Genomic DNA, 19,068 nt, shown 5'->3' on the forward strand with positions numbered 1-19,068 from the left:
TTCCCCGCGTCGCTCTGCCTCCCCTTTCGCATTCGCGTTCGACTTGCCTACCCCGAATGCCGGCTCGCGCCGGCGCACGCAGTAAAACGTCAGTCCTATGAACGATCCCACACAAAGACCTAACATCCATCGCCGCCCCGGACTTATTCGGGCCGGCTTTTTCCTGGCCCTCCCGGCGCTTGGCACCGCGGGATTTGCGCAGCAATCCGGCGCCGCCGCGCCGGCCGACGGCGAAGTCGTCACGCTCTCGCCGTTCAATGTCTCGACCGAGCGCGACTCCGGTTACCGGGCTTCGAACTCGATTGCGGGCACACGCACCAACACCCCGATCAAGGACATCCCGCTGAACATTCAGGTGTTCACGAAGGATTTCTACGACGATCTCCTGATCACCAACCAGGTCGACCTCGAGCGCTACAACGCCTCGCTCGTGAACGGCGGCGCGGACACCCGTTCGTCGAATCCGATTCAGCAGGCCTACAATGCGTTTCTGTTCCGCGGATTCGTCCAGAACTGGGGCTTGCGCGACGGCATCCGCCAATACGATCCCATCGACACGCAAGGCCTCGCGCGCGTCGAAGTCGTCAAGGGCCCCGCCGGTCCGCTCTATGGTTTGTCCTACGCCGGCGGCGTGATGAACAGCATCACCAAGCAGGTCGACTTCCGCGAAAACTTCACCTCGCTCCGCGCCTCCGTGCAGAACGAGGGCGAATACCGCGGCACGATTGACGCCAACTACACCGGCAACGTCGGCGGCGGAAAGTTCGGCGTGCGCTTCAACGGCGCCCATGCCGACACCAAGGACGAGCGCGCGCATTCCGACGGCACGGTACGCTACGCCCAGCTTAACCTCGAGTGGCAGCCGTTCCCCAATACGCAGCTGAAGTTCCTCATGGAGGACGGCTATCGCGAAAAGAACAACGGCCTCGGCTATTTCACGCGCGCCGAGCGCGATGCCGCCGGCAACGTCCTCGATAACGGCGCGTCCATCCCGCTGCAGATCGACCACCCGAACATTCCGTGGGAGTGGAATTGGTCCACCGGCACCAACCCGCGCTCGATCGATACGGAATTATATCGCGGCACGATCGATCACGCTTTCAACGATCAGCTGAGCGTCACCGCCTACTGGCAATACGGCAAGCGCCTCAACATCGACTCCAACGGCTGGGAAGCCAACGGTTCCGGCGGCGGCGCCGCCTGGGACACCAACGGCAACACCGGCTGGATCAATCCGGGCGCAGCCAACGAAATGATCCGCCTCGGTTATCACTACCGCGATTGGGGCAACCACATGCACGGCTACGGCGCCACCGGTATCTACAAGTTCGATATCGGCGAGATCCGCAACACCTTCACCATCGGCGGCGCGGCCTGGGGCGAGCGCTTCCTCACCCAGCGCTACGCGCAGCCCTCGACCACGACCAACGTTCTCATCTTCCCGGTCAGCGCCAACATCAACACCGAGAACGTCCCCACCATTCCGCCGAACGACTTCGTCGCCGACACCGGCAACGGCGGCTGGAATCGCGAGAACAACTCCAACGACTATTACTTCGCCGCCTGGCAGGGCTCGATGCTCCAAAACCGCCTCAAGCTCAACGCGGCGATCAATCACACGAACCTGAAGCTCGTCCAAACCTCCGGTGCCGGCGGTCCCGCCAACGTCACCGAGGTCTCGAAGAACTCGCCGATGGTCGGCGCGATGTTCGATGTCACCAAGGAGATTTCCATCTTCGCCGTGCACGCCACGTCGCTGTTCCCGTCCACCGACAAGAACAGTTTCAGCGTCCAGATGCCGCCCGAGATCGGCAAGAGTTACGAAGGCGGCGTCAAGGTCGAGCTCCTCGACGGCAAGATCAGCGGCACCATCAGCTATTACCAGATCCGCAAGGAGGGTGGCGGTCGCCAGATCTCGCCGGGCTTCAACCAGAACGTCCAGCGCTGGGACGCCATGTCGGACGCCGAGCGCGCCGCGAACTTCCCCGGCCAGACGCGCGAGACTCTCCTCGCGCAGGGCGACTTCTTCCCCGCCGGCGAGATTGAGTCCAAGGGCTACGAAGCCGACCTGATCTTCCAGCCCACCCGCGACTGGCAGATCATGCTCAGCTACGCCCACAACACCAACGAGGTCACCCAGTCCGCCGACGCTTCCCAGCTCGGCCGCGCCACGCAGGGCTCGATCAAGGACCAGGTCGCGCTGCTCACGAAGTATTCGTTTTCTCGCGACACCCTGAAGGGCGCCTACATCGGCACGGGTCTCCAATACGCCGGCAAGGCGCTGCAGGATTACAACGGCCCGGGCGGCGGCGCGCGCTACTACCCGAGCACGTTCTACGCGGAAATCTTCGCCGGCTACCGCTTCAAGTTCCTCGGCTACAGCTCGCTCATTCAGCTCAACGTGAAGAACCTCACCGAGCAGGAGCAGTTCGTCGGCTGGAAGGCCACCGGCTCCGCCAATGTCCGCTCCACGCAGCCCTACGAGGTGAAGACGCCGGTCATCTACAGCCTCACCGTCGGTCTCGATTTCTGAGTCGATCAGTCAGCAACGTTTCATCGGAGGGCGGGAGTACTCCCCGCCCTCCTTTTTTCTTTTGCGACGCCCCCTCGCACCGCCGCCTGCAGACGGACCTGCGTTTTTTGCTTCCGCCACCCTCTCGCTGCGCGAGACTCCGTCCACCCCCGCGACATGCCCCTGCCCTCCTCTCTTCGCGCGCGTCTTGAAGCCACCGTCGCCGGTGTCGTTTCGCTCTCGCTCTGGTTGTTGACCCGACATGTTTGGGCCGCGATTGCTGCGGCGGTCTTTTCGCTCCTGGCGATGCTTGCCTGGTTCCTCCCGCGCTGGCACGCCCCGGTGCATCGGCTGCTGCAACGCGGCGCGCGCGCCGTCGCGGTCGGTTTCTCCTGGTTCGTTCTCGCGCTCGTCTATTTCGGCGTGTTCACGCCGATTCGCTGCTGGCGCGCCCTCCGCGGTCACGCCGCGCTCGCGCTGGGACCCGACTCGACGCAGGCGACTTACCTCGCGGATCTCCCGCGCAGCGCGCCGCGTTTCGATCGTCAATTCTGACCGCCCACAATTCCGCCAGCCCGCCGATGCGCATCCTCGGTCTTAGCGCGTTCTATCACGACTCCGCGGCCGCGCTCGTCGAAGCGGGCCGCGTCGTCGCCGCCGCGCAGGAGGAGCGTTTCAGCCGCATCAAGCACGACGCGTCGTTCCCCCGCGGCGCGGCCGCTTTCTGTCTCGCGCAGGCCTCCGGCCCGATCGACGCGGTCGTTTATTACGAAAAGCCGCTCCTCAAGTTCGAGCGCATCCTCAGCACCGCCGCCGCGATGGCGCCGAGAGGCTTTCGCGCGTTTGCCGCGGCCATGCCAGACTGGCTGCAGCACAAGCTGTGGCTGCCGTCCGTGATCGCCGACGAACTTCGCGTCCTCGGCGCTCCGCCCACGCCGATCCATTTCGCCGGCCATCATCAATCGCACGCCGCCAGCGCCTTCTTCCCGTCGCCCTTCGACCGCGCCGCGATACTCACGCTCGACGGGGTCGGCGAGTGGACCACGACGGCGCTGGGCCGTGGCCACGGCGGCGGGATCGAACTTCTGCGCGAGCTGCGGTTTCCACACTCGCTGGGCCTGCTCTACTCCGCCTTCACGCACTACTGCGGTTTCCGCGTGAACTCCGGCGAATACAAGCTGATGGGCCTCGCGCCCTACGGCGAGCCGCGCTTCGTCCCGCTCATCCGCGAGCACCTGCTCGATCTGCGACCCGACGGGTCGTTTCGTCTCAACCTCGACTACTTCGGCTATTTGCGCGGCGACGCGATGACGGGGCCTCGTTTCGACGCGTTGTTCCGCCAGCCGCGCCGACCGCCGGAAGCGCCGCTGACCCAGCATTACTGCGACGTTGCGCGTTCAATTCAGGAGGTCGCCGAAGAAATCGTCCTGCGGCTGGCCCGCACGCTGCATGCCGACACGGGCGAGGAAAACCTCTGTCTGGCAGGCGGGGTGGCATTGAACTGCGTCGCCAACGCCCGGCTCGGACGCGAAGGGCCGTTCCGCCGGGTCTGGGTTCAGCCCGCCGCCGGAGACGCGGGCGGTGCGCTCGGGGCTGCCCTCGCGTATCATTTTTCTCAACACAACATCTCGCGTCCGGCGGATGGAATCCACGACGCGATGCACGGTGCGTTCCTCGGACCGGAGTTCTCTCCTGCAGAGATTTCCGCCACGCTCGCCGCGCGCGGACTGCCGGCAACCCCGCTCGCGGCGGAGACGCTCGTGGCACGGGTCGCCGAACGTCTCGCGGCCGGCGACGTAGTCGGCTTCTTTCACGGCCGGGCCGAGTTCGGCCCGCGGGCGCTCGGCGCGCGCTCGATCCTCGCCGATCCCCGTTCGGCGGACATGCAGCAAAGGCTTAATCTCAAGATCAAGTTCCGCGAATCGTTTCGCCCGTTCGCCCCGGTCGTGCTCGCGGAGCATGCCAGCGCGTGGTTCGACCTCGCCATCCCGTCGCCCTACATGCTTTTCACCGCTCCGGTCGCCGCCCCGCACCGAAAGACCAGCCACGCGCCAACCGATCGCACGGATCTCGCCGCCCGGTTGCGGGCGGAACGATCTTCGATCCCCGCCGTGACGCACGTCGACTCCTCCGCCCGGATTCAGACGGTCGACCGCGCCGAAAACCCCGCGCTGCATTCCGTCCTGAGTGCGTTTCATGCGCTCACAGGCTGCCCCGTGCTCGTCAACACCTCCTTCAACGTCCGTGGCGAACCGCCCGTGTGCCACCCCCGCGAGGCGCTGGAGGTTTTTTTCGCCACCGACATGGATGCGCTGGCGCTCGGCCCCTTTTTCCTCGAGAAACGCCTGCTCCCTTCCTCGGTGTTGCCCTCTTCCGGAGCTCGCGTGTTCGCGCCCGATTAACCTTCATCGCCGACCTTCGCATGCGCGCCTTTCGCAGCCTGCTCCGCCTCCTCCACGAGCTCTCCGAGTTCGCCCGGGAAAACAAGGCCTGGTGGATCGTCCCGACCGTCCTCCTGCTCCTGCTCGTGGGCTTGCTGGTCGTGTCCGTTTCGACGATCTCGCCCTTCATCTACTCGCTCTTCTAGACGTGGCCGCCCGCCCTCTCTCCCTGCCGCGCAAGCTCCTCTACGCCGCGATCCTCGCGCTGGCCGGCAGCCTGCTGGTCTTCGTCGTTCTCGAGGGCACGCTCCGCCTGATCGGCTATGGTTACTCGCCGCATTTCGCGCGGCGTGAAACGCTTCCGTCCGGCGAGACCCTCTGGCGCGACAACCGCTGGTGCACCGCGGCCTATTTTTCGCCGGCGCTCGTCCGCCGTCCACTGCCCTTTCGCCTCCCGGAAAAAAAAGCCGCCCGCAACTACCGCATTTTCGTGCTCGGCAGCTCCGCCGCGATGGGCGATCCGGAGCCGTCGTTCTCCTTTGGGCGCATCCTCGAGTCGATGCTCCAGGCGGCGTATCCGGAAATCCACTTCGAAGTTGTCAATGCCGCGATCACGGCGATCAATTCGCACGTGGTCCGCGACATCGCCGCCGACTGCGCGAAACTCGAACCCGATCTGTTCATCGTTTACGAGGGACACAACGAAGTCATCGGCCCGTTCGGTCCCGCCGGCGTCTTCGCCCCTTTTTTCCAAAGCGAGGTCGCGGTGCGAGCGCTCGCCGGCTTGAAGCGCACGCACACGGGCCAGCTGGTCGGCGAGCTCTCCCGCCGCGCGACCGGAAACGACAGCGCCGCACGGGAATGGGGCGGCATGCCGATGTTCCTCCGGCAACAGATCCCCGCCGACGACCCGCGGCTCGACGCGGTGCGCGAGCATTTCGCCGCCAATCTCCGCGCGATCGCCGAATCGGCCCGTGCCGCCGGCGCCCACACGCTGCTCTGCACCGTGCCGGTCAACCTGCGCGATTTCGCGCCATTCCTTTCACTCCACCGGCCGGATCTCACCGACGACGAGCGCGCACGCTGGGACGCACATTACGCCGCGGCGCAGGAGGCCGAACGCAATGGCGACCTCGCGGCCGCCGACGCTGACTATCGCGCGGCACTCGCCCTCGACGACGGCTACGCGGAGCTGCTGTTCCGCGCCGGCCGCCTCGCGCTCGCCCAGGGTCGCGATGACGATGCGCGCAGGTTGCTCTCGCGCGCGGTCGACCGCGACGCCTTGCGCTTCCGGACCGATTCGACCCTCAACGACACGATCCGCCACCTGCGGCGCACGCTGCCCGAGGGGACCGAGGTCATCGATCTCGTCGCCGCGCTCGAACGCGAAAGCCGCGCCGGCCTCGTCGGCGACGATCTTCTCTACGAGCATGTGCACCTCACCTTCCGGGGCGCCTACCAGGTCGCCCGCACACTCTTCACCCAGGTTTCGTCCGACCTCGCCCGGCGCCGGCTGATCGGCGACCGCATCCCCGAGCCGTTCGACTACGAGACCGCGCGTATTCGGCTCGCTTATACGGCCCACGAACAGGCGATGATCGCCCTCGAGCTCGTCAACCGCTTCCGCGTCGCGCCGTTCACCGGCCAGATCGACCACGCGATCAGGCTGGCCGCCTGGGAGCAGCGTGCCACGCGCGCGACCGACCTGCTCGGCCGAGCGGACGCGTTGCCGGCGCTGCGCGAGCTCTACCGTCGCGCCTTGGAGACCGCACCCGACGACTGGATCCTGGCGCGCAACGCCGGCGCGATGTTCGTCGCGCGACAGGCGCCGGCCGAGGCCGTGCCGCTGCTCGAGCGCGCGCGCGTGTGGATCGACGACGATGTCGACACCCTGGTGCCGCTGGGCTGGGCCTTGCGCGCGCTCGGTCGCACGGCGGAGGCCGACGCGGTTTTCGCGCGCGCCCGTGCACTCGAACCGCGCTACCCGAACCTGCCGCCGCAGTGACGCGATCGGCAGATCGGGAAAAACGAAATGGCTTTGGGGCCGGTAAGCCGGATTCTGTTCCACGCCTTGCGGCGCTTCGGTTGTCATTTCTCTCGGAGGCTCCTCGCGGAGACTCCGGCTCGCGACGATCGCTTTCGCGAGCGCCGCGCGCTGCAGCATACCCGTGACTATTGGACGGGCCGCCCAGTCACCTATTTTGCCTTGCACCGGATGGGGTTTTTCGTGCCGCCGGCATCGCTGCCGGCGCGGTGGGCTCTTACCCCACCTTTTCACCCTTACCCGTTCTGAAATCTCAAATTTGAAACCTGAAATCTCAAAGGGGCGGTTTGATTTTCTGTGACACTGTCCGTCACCGCGCTTTGAGACGCGGTGCCCGCACTTGCGGTGAAGCTCGTGCGGCATCCTGCCCTGTGGTGTCCGGACTTTCCTCTCCGAACTTTCTAAAACGGGCGCGGCGTTACCCGCGCCTTGGGATCAAAGAACTCGGAGCGACAACCAAGCCCCAATGCCAGGCCGCAAGTAAACGCCCCGCCTTCCGCTCCGCAAGCCTCGCGGTTCGCCGCGACTCGCGCTGTCCGGCGCCGTCCTACAAATCGCCGCGGTCGCGCAGCTTGCCCCGACGCCGCGGTCCGGGGTCCAGGCGCCGGTTTCAGGTAGCGGAAATAGCGCCGGGCAGCGACCTTGGGACACCGCTTCAACGTTCCGCAACCACACAACCCGGGCTCCGCCCTTCTCTCATGATTCGCTCACTCCTCCGGCTCCCTCGAGCTTTCGTCCTTCCCGTTGCGCTCGCGTCCCTGGTCCTGCCGACGCGCGCCCAGCTCATGATTCAAGGCAGCATCGAAGCGCGTTTTTCCGGCATCACGACGTCGGGCGGCGCGACCGCCACTCCGAAATACGCCGCCACTCCGCCAGGCTACGCGAGCGTCGGCGCCATCAATCAGAACGGCGCGAACGTGTTCTCGAGCGCGCTTTCCCTGAAGGCCGCGAAAAGCTCCGGCTCGGCCACGCTCGTCTACCGGCCTTCGAACGGCACGGCCAACCCGCTCAACGCGTTCTCCGGCATCCAGACCCTGGATACGTTCAGTCTGGGCAGCCTGCAGCTCGCCGGCAACTCGCTGCCGTCCAGCGGCACCGTGAGTTTCAATTTCACCCTGCAGTTTGCCTCGCTCCAGCTCTTCGACGGCGCCACGGCGCTGACCCCGGTGCTCAACGATGTCGCGATCCTCGATCTGCCGCTGAAGCTCTCGCTCCAATCCTCCGGCAGCGTGGCGAAGCTCGGCTTGGCGACGCCTTACGACGCGGCCACGATGTTCAACTCCAGCATCCTTCTCGGCAACGGCTACCGGCTCGATCTCGCTCCCGCGGCGACACTCGAGACGTTTTTCGACCGGCTCGCCGCGGGCACCTTCCGCACCACGCCCTCGGCGCCGTTTTCCTTCGGCACGATCGACGTCGTGCCCACCCTCATCAGTCCCGTGCCTGAACCGTCAACTTACGCCTGGGCCGGCACGGCCCTGCTCGCCGGCTCCATCGTAGTCGCCCGGCGTCGCCGGCGTCAAAATGCGGCGCCGGCTCCGCAACCGCCGGGCGCGCATTGACGAGGCGACCGCGCTGCGAAAGGGTTCAGCCCGACCCGCCGCGTGAACCCGCCTTCTCGTTTTCCCCGGGAAAATGTCCCGCCGCCCGCGGAGAATCCGCCGGGCGGAGCGACGGCGTTGCCGTGGGCCAGCGGAGCGAACCGCCGCAGTCGCCTCCGCTCCGCCGCGATTGTGGTTTCGCTCGTCGTCGCGATCGGCACGGTGGACTATCTCACGGGTTATTGGTTCTCGTTTCAATTGTTCTACCTGGTGCCGACGCTGCTCGCCGTCACCTGGTTCGGCTGGCAGGCGGGCGCCGCCGTCGCCGCGACCGCCGTGTCCGTCCGATTGGGCGGCGACATCGCCGCCGGGATCCTCACGCTGGTGCGGCCGCTGCCGGTGCTGTGGAACCGGCTCGCCGAACTCGTCGTGTTTCTCATCCTCATCTGGGCGTTTCACCGGCTGATCTCTCTTCAGCATACGCTCGAACGGCGGGTCCGGCAGCGCACGACCGCGTTGAACCAGGCGGTGGAGGCGCGCGACCAGCTGCAGAAGCAGATGATGGAAATCGGACGGCGGGAGCGCAGCGCCATCGGCCGGGACCTTCACGATGGGCTCGGCCAGCATCTCACCGCCACCGCCATGGCCGCGACAGTGCTCGAGCGGCGTCTGGCCACGGGCAATCACCCGCTCGCGCCGGATGCCCGCCGGGTCGTGCAACTCATCCAGGACAGCATCGCGCGCACCCGCGACATCGCCCGCGGGCTGCTGCTCGCTCGCGTCGAACCCCGCGATCTGGCCTTGGAGCTCGAGGAACTCGCAGCCCGCATCCGGCAGGAGCACCCGCTCGACTGCACCTTTTCCCAACGCGGCGACACCCCTCCCATCGACGTCGCGACCAGTTCCCACCTTTTCTATATCGCACAGGAGGCGGCGCGAAACACCGTGCGCCACGCACAGGCATCGCACCTGGCGATCTCCCTCGTCGCCGACGATACCCGCCTCGAACTCGCCATCGCGGACGATGGCGCCGGACTTCCGTCGGACCACAATCCCAGCGGCATGGGCTTGCGCATCATGAGCCACCGGAGCGAACTGATCGGCGCGGAATTTCAGCTGGTCACCGCTCCCGGGCGCGGCGTGTGCATCCGCTGTCTGCTGCCTCTCCCTTCCGCCTCCGTCTCTGCTCCATCGTGAACTTTCGCCGTTTCCGCGTCTTCATTGTCGACGATCATCCGCTCGTGCGCGAGTGGCTCGCGAACCTGTTGCGCGAGCAACCCGATTTCGAAATTGCGGGAGAGGCCGCCGACGCCCCCACCGGCCTCGCGGCCATCATCGCCAGCCGGCCGGACATCGCGATCGTCGATTTGTCGCTGAAGGACACCTCCGGCCTCGACCTCATCAAGGACATCGCCGCTCAACTCCCCGGCACGGCCATCATCGTGCTCTCGATGCACGAGGAGCTTTCCTATGCCGAACGGGCGCTGCGCGCGGGTGCGCGAGGCTACGTGACCAAGCGCGAATCGACCGACCGGATCGTCGAAGCCATCCGCGAGGTGCTGGCCGGCCGGATCTACGCCGCGCCGGAACTTCTCGCCAAAATCGCCGAGCGCTTCATCGGCACGCCGTCGCCGGTCACACGCAGCATCACGGAGATGTTGAGCGATCGGGAACTGGAGGTCTTTCGCCGGCTCGGCGAGGGTCTGCCCACGCGACGCATCGCGGAGGACATGCACGTCAGCATGAAAACCGTTCAAGCCTACTGCGCTCGCATCAAGGACAAGCTCCGTCTCGCCAACGGCGCCGAACTCGTGCGCGAGGCCGTGCGCTGGGCCGAGAAATACCACCGCGCCTGACCCTCGGCGACGGTGGGTTGCTTGCGGTTCTTCAACCGCGCCAGCGGGCGAGGCGACGCCGCCAGTCGACGCCGATCCGCTGCCAGGACCGATCGACGCGTTTGACGTCGATCAGCGTCACGTCGCCACACGCGGCCAGCGTATGGAAACCGTCGCGATGCGAGCTCGAAACCAGATCGCCGGTCAGCCGGAGCGGGCGGCGCGTCCACTGCACTTTTTTCGCTCCCAGCTCCTGAAACTCGAGCAACCGGATCGCGCCGCCATAGGTGCCGCCGCAGTCCTGCACCGGCAGGACGATGCGATCGTTTTCCACAAACGGCGTGCCGCCCGGCCGCGCGCCGCTGCGGTCGTCGATCACCGGATTCGCCGGATGCAGACGCCACGGACCGGTGAGCGTCTCCGCCCAAGCCAGATGCAACTCGCGTTGATCGCGCGCCGGTTTTCCGACCACGGTAAAAAACATCCACCAACGCCCTTCATGCCGCAGAACCGAGGCCTCCGCGGCCGGGATATCCCGGAGGAGCACCGTCTCCCGCTGCCAGCCGCGTGGAAATGCCGTGGCGCGATAAAGCGCGACCTCACCGGCCCGATGGCTCTCGGGAATCATGAACGTCTCGCCCCCGTCCTGGACGAGAAACGGATATGAGAGGTGAAACGGCTGCGCCAGCGCGGTGCCCGCGTCGCGCCAGCAGAGGTCGGCGGAGAACTCGTGGTGCTCGATCACCGCGTGCTTCGTGCGATAGTCGAACGCCTCGACGAACACGTGCAGCGCCTCATCCCGCCACACCGCAAACGGGTCCGCGAGATAACGCCAGCGGCCGGATTCCGGCAGCCAGACGATGCGCTCGCGCAGCGCTGCCAGTGCCGCCGGATCAGCCGCCTTCGCAATCGGCGCCGGCACGATGCCCACGTGCCAGAAATCCGAACTCGGCGCCCGTATCATGAGCCGACCGCCGCCAGCACCGGCATCGCTGCCGCCGGCGACATCGCCCGGCCGCTCACCTCGGAATAAAATTCCATCACTTCTCCCACGCGCCGGGAGGGATCGAACTCGCGCAAATCGTAATCGACCCGAGCGACGACCCCCGGTCGGTGCGCCTTCCACGCTGACGTGAGAGCGGCGGCGAGCGCCGGCACCGAGCCGGGCTCCACCTGCCGCACCGGATGTCTGCACAAAAATTCCGCCGGGCCTTCCGTCGCCGTGGCAATCATCGGCAGCCCCGCGCTCATCGCCTCGAGAATCGCCAGTCCGAACGACTCCTCGCGCGAGGGCGACACGAACAGATCCAGATCGCGGAGACACGCCGCGACGTCGCCGCGATGCCCCACCAACCAGACGCGTGGATCGTCTCCGACGAGACGCTGCAACGCGGCGCGTTGCGGACCTTCGCCGATAATCACCAGCGCCGCATCCGCGGGCGCCACGGCTTTGAACGCCGCGATCAGGACGTCCATGCCTTTGCTGCGATGCAGTCGTCCGACTGCGCCGACGAGCCAGCGGCTGGGTTTCAATCCCAGCTCCGCGCGCAAACCCGCGTGCGACGGCAGGTCGGTCGCGGCCGGAATCCAGTTGTAGATGACACGAACGCGGCCGGCATAACCGTCGAGCCCCTCCGTCTGGGCGCGGTTGACACAGATCACGCCATTGAGCCGCGCATGTTGGTGCGGTTTGTAGCCGACATGCAGCGTGGCCACGGTGCGGCGCTCACCGCCGAGCGAACCGAGCGCCTTGCAGGCCCCGCTCAGATGTCCGTGGCAAATGTCGGCGTCGAGACGATTGGCCAGCGTCCGGAGCCGTCGCGCGAGGAAGAACGGCGTGCGAAGTCCGTGAAACGTCACCGCCGGCCCCAGTGCCTGCCGCAGCGGCGAACCCGTCCGACCGGCCACGTGCACCTCATGGCCCAACGCGACCTGACGACGGGCAAGATCGATGCAGTAACGCTCGGCCCCGGCGATGCGGGACGAGAAGAGGACGTGGAGAATACGAGCGGGTGTCATGGCGCGCCGTCCGCGGCTCCCCGCGAGGGATTTGGCCGGGAATAGGCGCCGGCATGCTACCCGAGCCCGTCTCGCGCGTCTGTCGGACGCGGCCGATTTTTGCTGTCGGGCCAAGCCCGACACCTGAGACGGACGCCAGCCGTTTGCCCTGCGCTGACGCGTCGTTCGCTCCCCGAAAACCGGCGCAGCGGTCGGTTGGCTCCGTTCAGGCTTCGACGAATGCTGACGGGAGCCGCGCCGTTACGCGTCCCAGTAGACGATCCGCCCGCATTGGTCGCACGTGGCGAGTTGCAGGCCCGGCTCCGTGCTTTTGCCCCGGGCTTTCGATTCCACGTCGCTGGAGACCCGGAGGTGGCATCCGCCGCACTTGCCGCCGCGGATCGCCACCACGGCGGGCATGTTGCGTGACGCGATTCGATCGTAGATTCGCAGCGCCGGCTCGGCGACGGGCGTGCGCGCCTGCGTCAACTCCGCTTCGGCGCCCTTTAATTCCTCCGTGAGATTCGCGGTGCGCTCGCGCAGCACCTGGATGCGCGATTCGTGACCGGAAATGTTGGCTTTCAACACCGCCTCGGCTGCGGCGAATTTTTTCTTCGCCTCGTCGATCGCATACATCACCTCGAGCTCCTGCTCCTCGAGTTTCCCGATCGCGGTTTCCGTGTGCTCGATTTCCAGGCCGAGCGCCTGATACTCGTCGTTCTTCCGGACCTGCGACTGTTGCGTCTTGTATTTGGCCAGTTTCTCCTCGGCGGCCGCGATCTCGCCTTCGAGCCCCTTCTTCCGCGTCTCGAGGTTCTTCAACTCGGCCTTGGCCGTGTCGATGGCGGCTTTCTCGGCTCCGATTTTCTGCTCCACCAGCGCGACATCGCCCGGGACAGCCTTCAACTGCGCCTCCAGCGAACGCTTCCGGGTGTCCCGGTCCTGCAAAATCAACAGCTGTTCCAGCGTGGCGTTAAGCATCGTTGGGAGCCTGCCCCGCTGGGGGGACTGCGGTCAAACGAAACCTCCCGTTTAAAGCGAAAGAAAAGGGCAATTTACGTGAGTTTTTTTCCAAAAAAACCCTCGCGTCAAACGGCCCGGATCGGCAGGTTTTACCTTTCCCTTTTCCCTCTCAAAACACCCTTTCATGCCCGACGAATCCGTCTCCGAAAACACCGCCAAAAACCCGCAGATCGTCGAGAGTTACGACGCTTCGAAACTGAGCCAGCTCAAGGGTCTGGAGGCGGTTCGCAAGAAGCCCGGCATGTATATCGGCGGCACCGACGAGCGTGCGCTGCACCACTGCGTTTCCGAAGTGCTCGACAACTCCGTCGACGAGCATCTCGCCGGCCATTGCACCAAGATCGAGGTCGCCATCCACGTCGATGGCTCGATCAGCATCCGCGACAACGGCCGCGGCATCCCGGTCGACATCAACAAGGACTCCGGCCTGCCCGGCGTCGAGCTCGTGCTCACCACCCTCCACTCCGGCGGCAAATACGGCCAGGGCGGCTACAAGTTTTCCGGCGGCACCCACGGCGTCGGCGCGAAGTGCGTCAACGCCGTCTCCGAATGGTTCGAGGTCGAGGTCTCCCGCAACAGCCAGGTCCACCACATGAAGTTCGAGCGCGGCCAGACCGTGCGCAAACTCGAGGTCATCGGCAAAGCGAAGGGCACCGGCACGCTCATCACGTTCAAGCCCGACAAGGAGATCTTCCAGGAAACGACCGTCTTCAAATCCGACCGCATCGCCCAGCGCCTGCGCGAACTGGCCTTTCTTAACAGCGGCCTCGAGATCACGTTCATCGACGAGCGCCCCGCGACGCCGAAACCGGAAGTATTCTATTACAAGGACGGCATCGAGGAGTTCGTGAAACAGCTCAACCAGGGCAAAGAAACCCTGCACCCGAAGCCGATCGCGTTTCACAAGGAGACCACCCAGCAGCTCGAGGACAAATCCATCGAGGTGCACGTCGACGTCGTTCTCCAATACAACGACACCTACAACGACCAGGTCCTCTGCTACACCAACACGATTCACAATCCCGACGGCGGCACGCACTTGTCGGGTTTCCGCAGCGCCCTCACGCGCGCCATCAACCAGCACGCGAAGCAAAACAATCTCCTCAAGGACAAGGATCCGCAGATCACCGGCGATGATGTGCGCGAGGGTCTCGCCGCCGTCATCTCGATCAAGCACAGCGACCCGAAATTCGAGTCGCAGACCAAGGTGAAGCTGCTCTCGCCCGAAGTGGAGAGCATCGTCGGCTCCGTCGCCTACGAAGGCCTGATGTTCTACTTCAGCGCCAATCCGAACATCGCCAAGCGGATCATCGACAAATCCCTCAACGCCGCCCGCGCCCGCGAGGCCGCCCGCAAAGCCCGCGAAACCGTCCGCAAGGGCGCGCTCTCCGGCGGCGGCCTGCCCGGCAAGCTCGCCGACTGCTCCGAACGCGATCCTTCGCTCTGCGAGCTCTACATCGTCGAGGGCGACTCCGCCGGCGGCTCTGCCAAACAGGGCCGCGACCGTCGCTACCAGGCGATCCTTCCGCTTCGCGGCAAGGTCATCAACGTCGAGAAGGCCCGCATCGACAAGGTCCTCGCCAACGAGGAAATCCGCACCCTCATCACCGCCTTCGGCACCGGCATCGGCGACCACGAGGGCGAGGGCGCGTTCGACGCCGGCAAGGCTCGCTACCACAAGATCATCATCATGACGGACGCCGACGTCGACGGCTCCCACATCCGCACGCTGCTGCTGACGTTCCTTTACCGCCAGATGCGCGGCCTGCTCGAGCGCGGCTTCGTCTACATCGCCCAGCCGCCGCTGTATAAAATCAAGCGCAAGAAGCGCGAGCAATACGTCGACAACGACGAGCAGCTCAACCGCATCCTCCTCGAGCTCGGCTCCGAGGACGTGGTGCTCACGCGCCTCGCCGACAACCACGTCTTCGATCCCGCGCAAATCGACCGGATCGTCGAAAATCTCGCCGCGCTCGAAAAGCTCGGCAGCGGCGTCACCCGCTACGGCGCGGCGCTCGCCGAATACCTCGACGCCCACGATCCCGCAACGCACGCGCTGCCGCGCTACATCGCGCGCATCCGCGAAGGCAACAAGGAGAGCCACGAGTTCCTGCGCGACGAAGCCGCGCGCGCCGTCTTTGTCCAGGCCCACGGCCTCGACGCCGATGTTGCCGAGCAGACCGAACCCACCAACGGAGATGCCGGAGCGGCGAGTCCCAGCGAGCCGAAGGAGCCGAAAAAACCCGCCGGACCCGTCAAACGCATCACGCTGCACGAAATCTACGAGAGCACGGAAATGGCGAAGCTGTTGAAAGCGATCGCCGACACCGGCCTGGAGATCAATCGCTTCAGCGCCACCGAGGAGCCGCGTTACATCATCACCGAAAACCCCGGCCAGAAGAGCGAGAACAAGCTCGAGCTCCGCTCGCCGCTCGAAATCGTCACGCAGATTCGCGCCAACGGCCGCAAGGGCCTCTCGATCCAGCGCTACAAAGGTCTGGGCGAAATGAACCCGAAGCAGCTCTTCGAGACCACGATGGATCCGGAGAAGCGCCGTCTCCTCAAAGTCTCGATCAACGATGCCGCCAAGGCCGACGCGCTCTTCACGCTCCTGATGGGCGACGAAGTCCCGCCCCGCCGCCAGTTCATCGAAGACAACGCGCTCAACGTCCAGTATCTGGACGTTTGAGTCTTACTTAAGCGCGAAGACGCCAAGAGCCGCAAAGGTGCGCCAAGACATGGGCCGGGTTGTTGTTCCAGAACAGATCGAAAAGATCGCGCGCGACGCGATCGACGCTGCGCTCGCGGTTCACCGCGCGCTCGGCCCCGGTCTGCTCGAGAGCGCTTATCGCGAGTGCCTGAATCTCGAACTCACCGCTCGCGGTCATCACATCGAAAGCGAGCAACTCCTCCCCATCACTTATCGCGGACACGTTGTGTCCAACGCCTACCGTACCGACCTGCTCGTCGATCGACAGCTCCTCATTGAGCTGAAAGCCATCGAAGCGATCCAACCCGTGCACCGCGTTCAACTCACCACTTATCTTCGACTCAGCCGGCTGCCCCTCGGCCTGCTCATCAACTTCAACGTTCCTCTCCTGAAAGAGGGCCTGCATCGCGTTCTGAACCTCGATTTCCAAACCCCTCTTCGCGAATCTTCGCCCACTTCGCGTCTTCGCGCTTAATCCCCCATCGCGCTTAATCCCTCTCCATCTTCCGAAATGTACACAGCGAGCGAAAAACTCTCCACCGCCAACATCACCGACATCATGCAGACGGCCTACATCGATTACTCGATGTCGGTCATCATCAGTCGCGCGCTGCCCGATGCCCGCGACGGCCTGAAGCCGGTCCAGCGCCGCGTCCTCTACGCGATGTTGCGCGAAGGCCTGCTCCACAATCGCTCCTACGACAAATGCGCGGGCGTCGTCGGCGAAGTGCTCAAGAACTACCACCCGCACGGCGACTCCTCCGTTTACGACACGCTCGTCCGCATGGCCCAGAACTGGGTCATGCGTTACCCGCTCATCGATCCGCAGGGCAACTTCGGCTCCGTCGACGGCGATCCGCCCGCCGCGTATCGTTACACCGAGTGCCGTCTCAACGAGATCGCCGAGGACCTCCTCCAGGACATCGAAGAGGACACCGTCGACTTCGCGCCCAACTACAAGGAGTCGACCACCGAGCCGACCGTCCTGCCGTCCGCGCTGCCGAATCTGTTGATGAACGGCTCGACGGGTATCGCCGTCGGCATGACGACGAACATCCCGCCGCACAACCTCAGCGAGATCATCGACGCCACCTGTGTCATCATCGACCGGCCCAACGTCTCCGTCGACGAACTCTGCGGGATCATCCGGGGCCCCGATTTCCCCACCGGCGGCGTCATCGCCGGCCGCGAAGGCATCCTCAGCTACCTCAAAACCGGCAAGGGCATCGTCCGCACCCGCGGCAAGGCCCACACCGAGGAGCTGAAGAACGGCATGGAGCAGATCGTGATCACGGAGATTCCGTATAACGTGAACCGCGCCACGCTCGTCACGCGCATCGCCGATCTCGTTTCGCAAAAGGAAATCGACGGCATCCGCGACCTCCGCGACGAGTCCGACGAAAACACGCGCATCGTCGTCGAGTTGAAGCGCGGCGAGCAGGCGAAGGTCGTCATCAACCAGCTGTTCCAGAAGACCGCGCTCGAATCCTCCTTCGGCGTCACGCTCCTCGCGCTCGACAAGCGCCGGCCGAAGCAGATGAACATCAAGGAGCTCATCGAGTGCTACATCGAGCACCGCCGCGATGTCGTCACCCGCCGCACCAAATACCGCCTGCAACAGGCGCTCGACCGCGCGCACATCCTCGAGGGCTACATCATCGCCCTCGATAACCTCGACGACTTCGTCAAAATCATCCGCGCCTCGCAAAACCGCGAGGAAGCCAAGCAGCGGTTGATGGCCAAGTATCCGCTGACCGAGCGGCAGACCGACGCGATCCTCGAGCTGCGCCTCTACCAGCTCACCGGCCTCGAGCGCGACAAGATCGAAGCCGAATACCGCGAGCTCATGATCCTCATCGAGGAACTCCGCGGCATCCTCGAGTCCGAAGCGAAGCTCCTCGCGTTGATCAAGAAGGAGCTCGTGGAGATGAAGGAGAAATACGCCTCGCCGCGCCGCACCGAGATCGCCGCCGCCGCGGGCGAATTCCGCATGGAAGACGTGATCCCCAACGAAGGCTGCGTCATCACCGTCTCGCACCTCGGCTTCATCAAGCGCACGCCCGTCGCCGAATACCGCTCGCAGAAACGCGGCGGCAAGGGCGTCATCGGCGCCGAGACCTACGAGGAGGATTTCGTCGAGAACCTCTTCACCGCCTCGACGCACGACTACATTCTGTTCTTCACAAGCATCGGCCAGTGCCATGCGAAGAAGGTCTACGACGTCCCCGAGGGCACGCGCGCCTCGAAGGGCAAGTCCGTATCCTCTTTCCTGCGACTGGCCGACGGCGAGAAGATCGCGTCGATGCTGTGCGTGAAGGACTTCGCCGAGGATCGTTATCTCGTGATGGCGACGAAACGCGGCGTGATCAAAAAGAGCGCGCTCTCCGACTATGCCAACGCCACCCGCGAGGGCGGCCTCATCGGCATCAATCTCGCCGAGGGCGATTCCGTGATCGGCACCGTGCTGACCACCGGTGAAAACGAACTCATCCTCGTTTCACACCAAGGCCTCGCGGTGCGCTTCCGCGAACGCGACCCGGAAACCGGCCACGACCTCTTCCGCGCCACGGGGCGCGCGACTGCCGGCGTCACCGGCATGCGCTTCAAGCTCGAGAGCGACCACCTCGACGTGATCGAGGTCGTCGACCACGAAGCCAAGTTCCTGGTCGCGAGCGAAGCCGGTCTCGGCGTGCGCACGCGTTTCGAAGATTATCGCCTGATCAACCGCGGCGGCAGCGGCGTCTGGGCGATCGATCTCCCGGAAGACGGCTCCGTCAAACTCGCCGGCGCACTCAGCGTCCGCGACACCGACGAAGTGATGCTGCTCACGGCCAAGGGTCAGAGCATCCGCTGCCCGGTGAAAGACATCCGCGAAACCGGCCGCGGCGCGAAAGGCGTCCGCCTCGTCACGCTCGAGCCTGGCGACAAGCTCCTGAGCATCGCCCGGATCGTCGAGACCGAGGAGGAAACCGGCGGCGAAACGCCGCCCCCTTCCGCCTAACGGTGGAACCCGACGTCCTCGTC

Annotated in this window: 14 protein-coding genes and 1 other RNA gene; 11 read left to right on the top strand and 4 right to left on the bottom strand. The window is 65.2% G+C overall.

The genetic code is table 11. The annotated features are described in order from the left end of the window. The first annotated feature begins 97 nt into the window (after positions 1 to 97). The 5 genes from AC6RV7_RS16840 to AC6RV7_RS16860 all read left to right on the top strand — a co-directional run bounded on the left by AC6RV7_RS16840 (position 98) and on the right by AC6RV7_RS16860 (position 6,898). Positions 98 to 2,533: a TonB-dependent siderophore receptor gene (locus tag AC6RV7_RS16840; protein ID WP_500095196.1), complete on the top strand. Its 2,436-nt coding sequence runs from the start codon at positions 98 to 100 to the stop codon at positions 2,531 to 2,533. Between the two features lie 156 nt (positions 2,534 to 2,689). Next, the gene (locus AC6RV7_RS16845; protein ID WP_500095197.1) at positions 2,690 to 3,067 is read left to right on the top strand and encodes a hypothetical protein; all 378 of its coding nucleotides are present in this window, start codon (positions 2,690 to 2,692) and stop codon (positions 3,065 to 3,067) included. Positions 3,068 to 3,093: 26 nt separating this feature from the next. Beyond that, positions 3,094 to 4,914 (top strand): carbamoyltransferase family protein, encoded by a 1,821-nt coding sequence (locus AC6RV7_RS16850; protein WP_500095198.1) that lies wholly within the window; start codon positions 3,094 to 3,096, stop codon positions 4,912 to 4,914. 20 nt (positions 4,915 to 4,934) lie between these two features. Continuing rightward, positions 4,935 to 5,099, top strand: a complete 165-nt coding sequence (locus AC6RV7_RS16855) for a DUF5989 family protein (protein WP_500095199.1) — start codon at positions 4,935 to 4,937, stop codon at positions 5,097 to 5,099. Between the two features lie 2 nt (positions 5,100 to 5,101). Continuing rightward, positions 5,102 to 6,898 (top strand): hypothetical protein, encoded by a 1,797-nt coding sequence (locus AC6RV7_RS16860; RefSeq protein ID WP_500095200.1) that lies wholly within the window; start codon positions 5,102 to 5,104, stop codon positions 6,896 to 6,898. A 31-nt stretch (positions 6,899 to 6,929) separates the two neighbouring features. On the opposite strand, the gene rnpB is transcribed toward AC6RV7_RS16860, so the two are convergent. Beyond that, an RNA gene (rnpB, locus tag AC6RV7_RS16865) (RNase P RNA component class A) lies at positions 6,930 to 7,361 on the bottom strand. 274 nt (positions 7,362 to 7,635) lie between these two features. On the opposite strand from rnpB, the gene AC6RV7_RS16870 reads away from it, so the two are divergent. The 3 genes from AC6RV7_RS16870 to AC6RV7_RS16880 are packed head-to-tail and all read left to right on the top strand — an operon-like array spanning position 7,636 to position 10,334. Then, positions 7,636 to 8,499 carry a hypothetical protein gene (locus tag AC6RV7_RS16870; protein WP_500095201.1) on the top strand — a complete coding sequence of 288 codons (864 nt, stop codon included), beginning with the start codon at positions 7,636 to 7,638 and terminating at the stop codon, positions 8,497 to 8,499. Between the two features lie 42 nt (positions 8,500 to 8,541). After that, a complete protein-coding gene (locus AC6RV7_RS16875) occupies positions 8,542 to 9,675 on the top strand; it encodes a sensor histidine kinase (RefSeq protein ID WP_500095202.1) in 1,134 nt (377 codons plus the stop codon). After that, on the top strand, positions 9,672 to 10,334 hold the full coding sequence (locus AC6RV7_RS16880) for a response regulator (protein ID WP_500095203.1): 663 nt from the start codon (positions 9,672 to 9,674) through the stop codon (positions 10,332 to 10,334). Before AC6RV7_RS16875 ends, AC6RV7_RS16880 begins: the two co-directional genes overlap by 4 nt. Before the next feature lie 31 nt (positions 10,335 to 10,365). On the opposite strand, the gene AC6RV7_RS16885 is transcribed toward AC6RV7_RS16880, so the two are convergent. The 3 genes from AC6RV7_RS16885 to AC6RV7_RS16895 form a co-directional block, all read right to left on the bottom strand. After that, positions 10,366 to 11,277: a glucosamine inositolphosphorylceramide transferase family protein gene (locus AC6RV7_RS16885; protein ID WP_500095204.1), complete on the bottom strand. Its 912-nt coding sequence runs from the start codon at positions 11,275 to 11,277 to the stop codon at positions 10,366 to 10,368. After that, entirely contained in the window at positions 11,274 to 12,332 is a 1,059-nt protein-coding gene (locus AC6RV7_RS16890; RefSeq protein WP_500095205.1) for a glycosyltransferase, read from the bottom strand. The genes AC6RV7_RS16885 and AC6RV7_RS16890 overlap by 4 nt, the downstream gene beginning before the upstream one ends. 240 nt (positions 12,333 to 12,572) lie before the next feature. Beyond that, positions 12,573 to 13,292 carry a zinc ribbon domain-containing protein gene (locus AC6RV7_RS16895; protein WP_500095206.1) on the bottom strand — a complete coding sequence of 240 codons (720 nt, stop codon included), beginning with the start codon at positions 13,290 to 13,292 and terminating at the stop codon, positions 12,573 to 12,575. Between the two features lie 166 nt (positions 13,293 to 13,458). Here AC6RV7_RS16895 and gyrB point away from each other — a divergent pair, with 166 nt between their 5' ends. Genes gyrB through gyrA form a run of 3 tightly spaced genes read left to right on the top strand, consistent with a single transcriptional unit; the run spans position 13,459 to position 19,045 of the window. Continuing rightward, positions 13,459 to 16,023, top strand: a complete 2,565-nt coding sequence (gyrB, locus tag AC6RV7_RS16900) for a DNA topoisomerase (ATP-hydrolyzing) subunit B (protein WP_500095207.1) — start codon at positions 13,459 to 13,461, stop codon at positions 16,021 to 16,023. 49 nt (positions 16,024 to 16,072) lie between these two features. Then, entirely contained in the window at positions 16,073 to 16,519 is a 447-nt protein-coding gene (locus AC6RV7_RS16905; protein ID WP_500095208.1) for a GxxExxY protein, read from the top strand. 36 nt (positions 16,520 to 16,555) lie between these two features. Beyond that, entirely contained in the window at positions 16,556 to 19,045 is a 2,490-nt protein-coding gene (gyrA, locus tag AC6RV7_RS16910) for a DNA gyrase subunit A (RefSeq protein ID WP_500095209.1), read from the top strand. The last annotated feature ends 23 nt before the right edge of the window (positions 19,046 to 19,068 follow it).

Source organism: Opitutus sp. sgz309028 (assembly GCF_059821195.1).

Coding starts and splice junctions, on each gene's coding strand:
- AC6RV7_RS16840 (WP_500095196.1), top strand. CDS start 98: ATGAACGATCCCACACAAAGACCTAACATCCATCGCCGCCCCGGACTT.
- AC6RV7_RS16845 (WP_500095197.1), top strand. CDS start 2,690: ATGCCCCTGCCCTCCTCTCTTCGCGCGCGTCTTGAAGCCACCGTCGCC.
- AC6RV7_RS16850 (WP_500095198.1), top strand. CDS start 3,094: ATGCGCATCCTCGGTCTTAGCGCGTTCTATCACGACTCCGCGGCCGCG.
- AC6RV7_RS16855 (WP_500095199.1), top strand. CDS start 4,935: ATGCGCGCCTTTCGCAGCCTGCTCCGCCTCCTCCACGAGCTCTCCGAG.
- AC6RV7_RS16870 (WP_500095201.1), top strand. CDS start 7,636: ATGATTCGCTCACTCCTCCGGCTCCCTCGAGCTTTCGTCCTTCCCGTT.
- AC6RV7_RS16885 (WP_500095204.1), bottom strand. CDS start 11,277: ATGATACGGGCGCCGAGTTCGGATTTCTGGCACGTGGGCATCGTGCCG.
- AC6RV7_RS16890 (WP_500095205.1), bottom strand. CDS start 12,332: ATGACACCCGCTCGTATTCTCCACGTCCTCTTCTCGTCCCGCATCGCC.
- AC6RV7_RS16895 (WP_500095206.1), bottom strand. CDS start 13,292: ATGCTTAACGCCACGCTGGAACAGCTGTTGATTTTGCAGGACCGGGAC.
- gyrB (WP_500095207.1), top strand. CDS start 13,459: ATGCCCGACGAATCCGTCTCCGAAAACACCGCCAAAAACCCGCAGATC.
- AC6RV7_RS16905 (WP_500095208.1), top strand. CDS start 16,073: ATGGGCCGGGTTGTTGTTCCAGAACAGATCGAAAAGATCGCGCGCGAC.
- gyrA (WP_500095209.1), top strand. CDS start 16,556: ATGTACACAGCGAGCGAAAAACTCTCCACCGCCAACATCACCGACATC.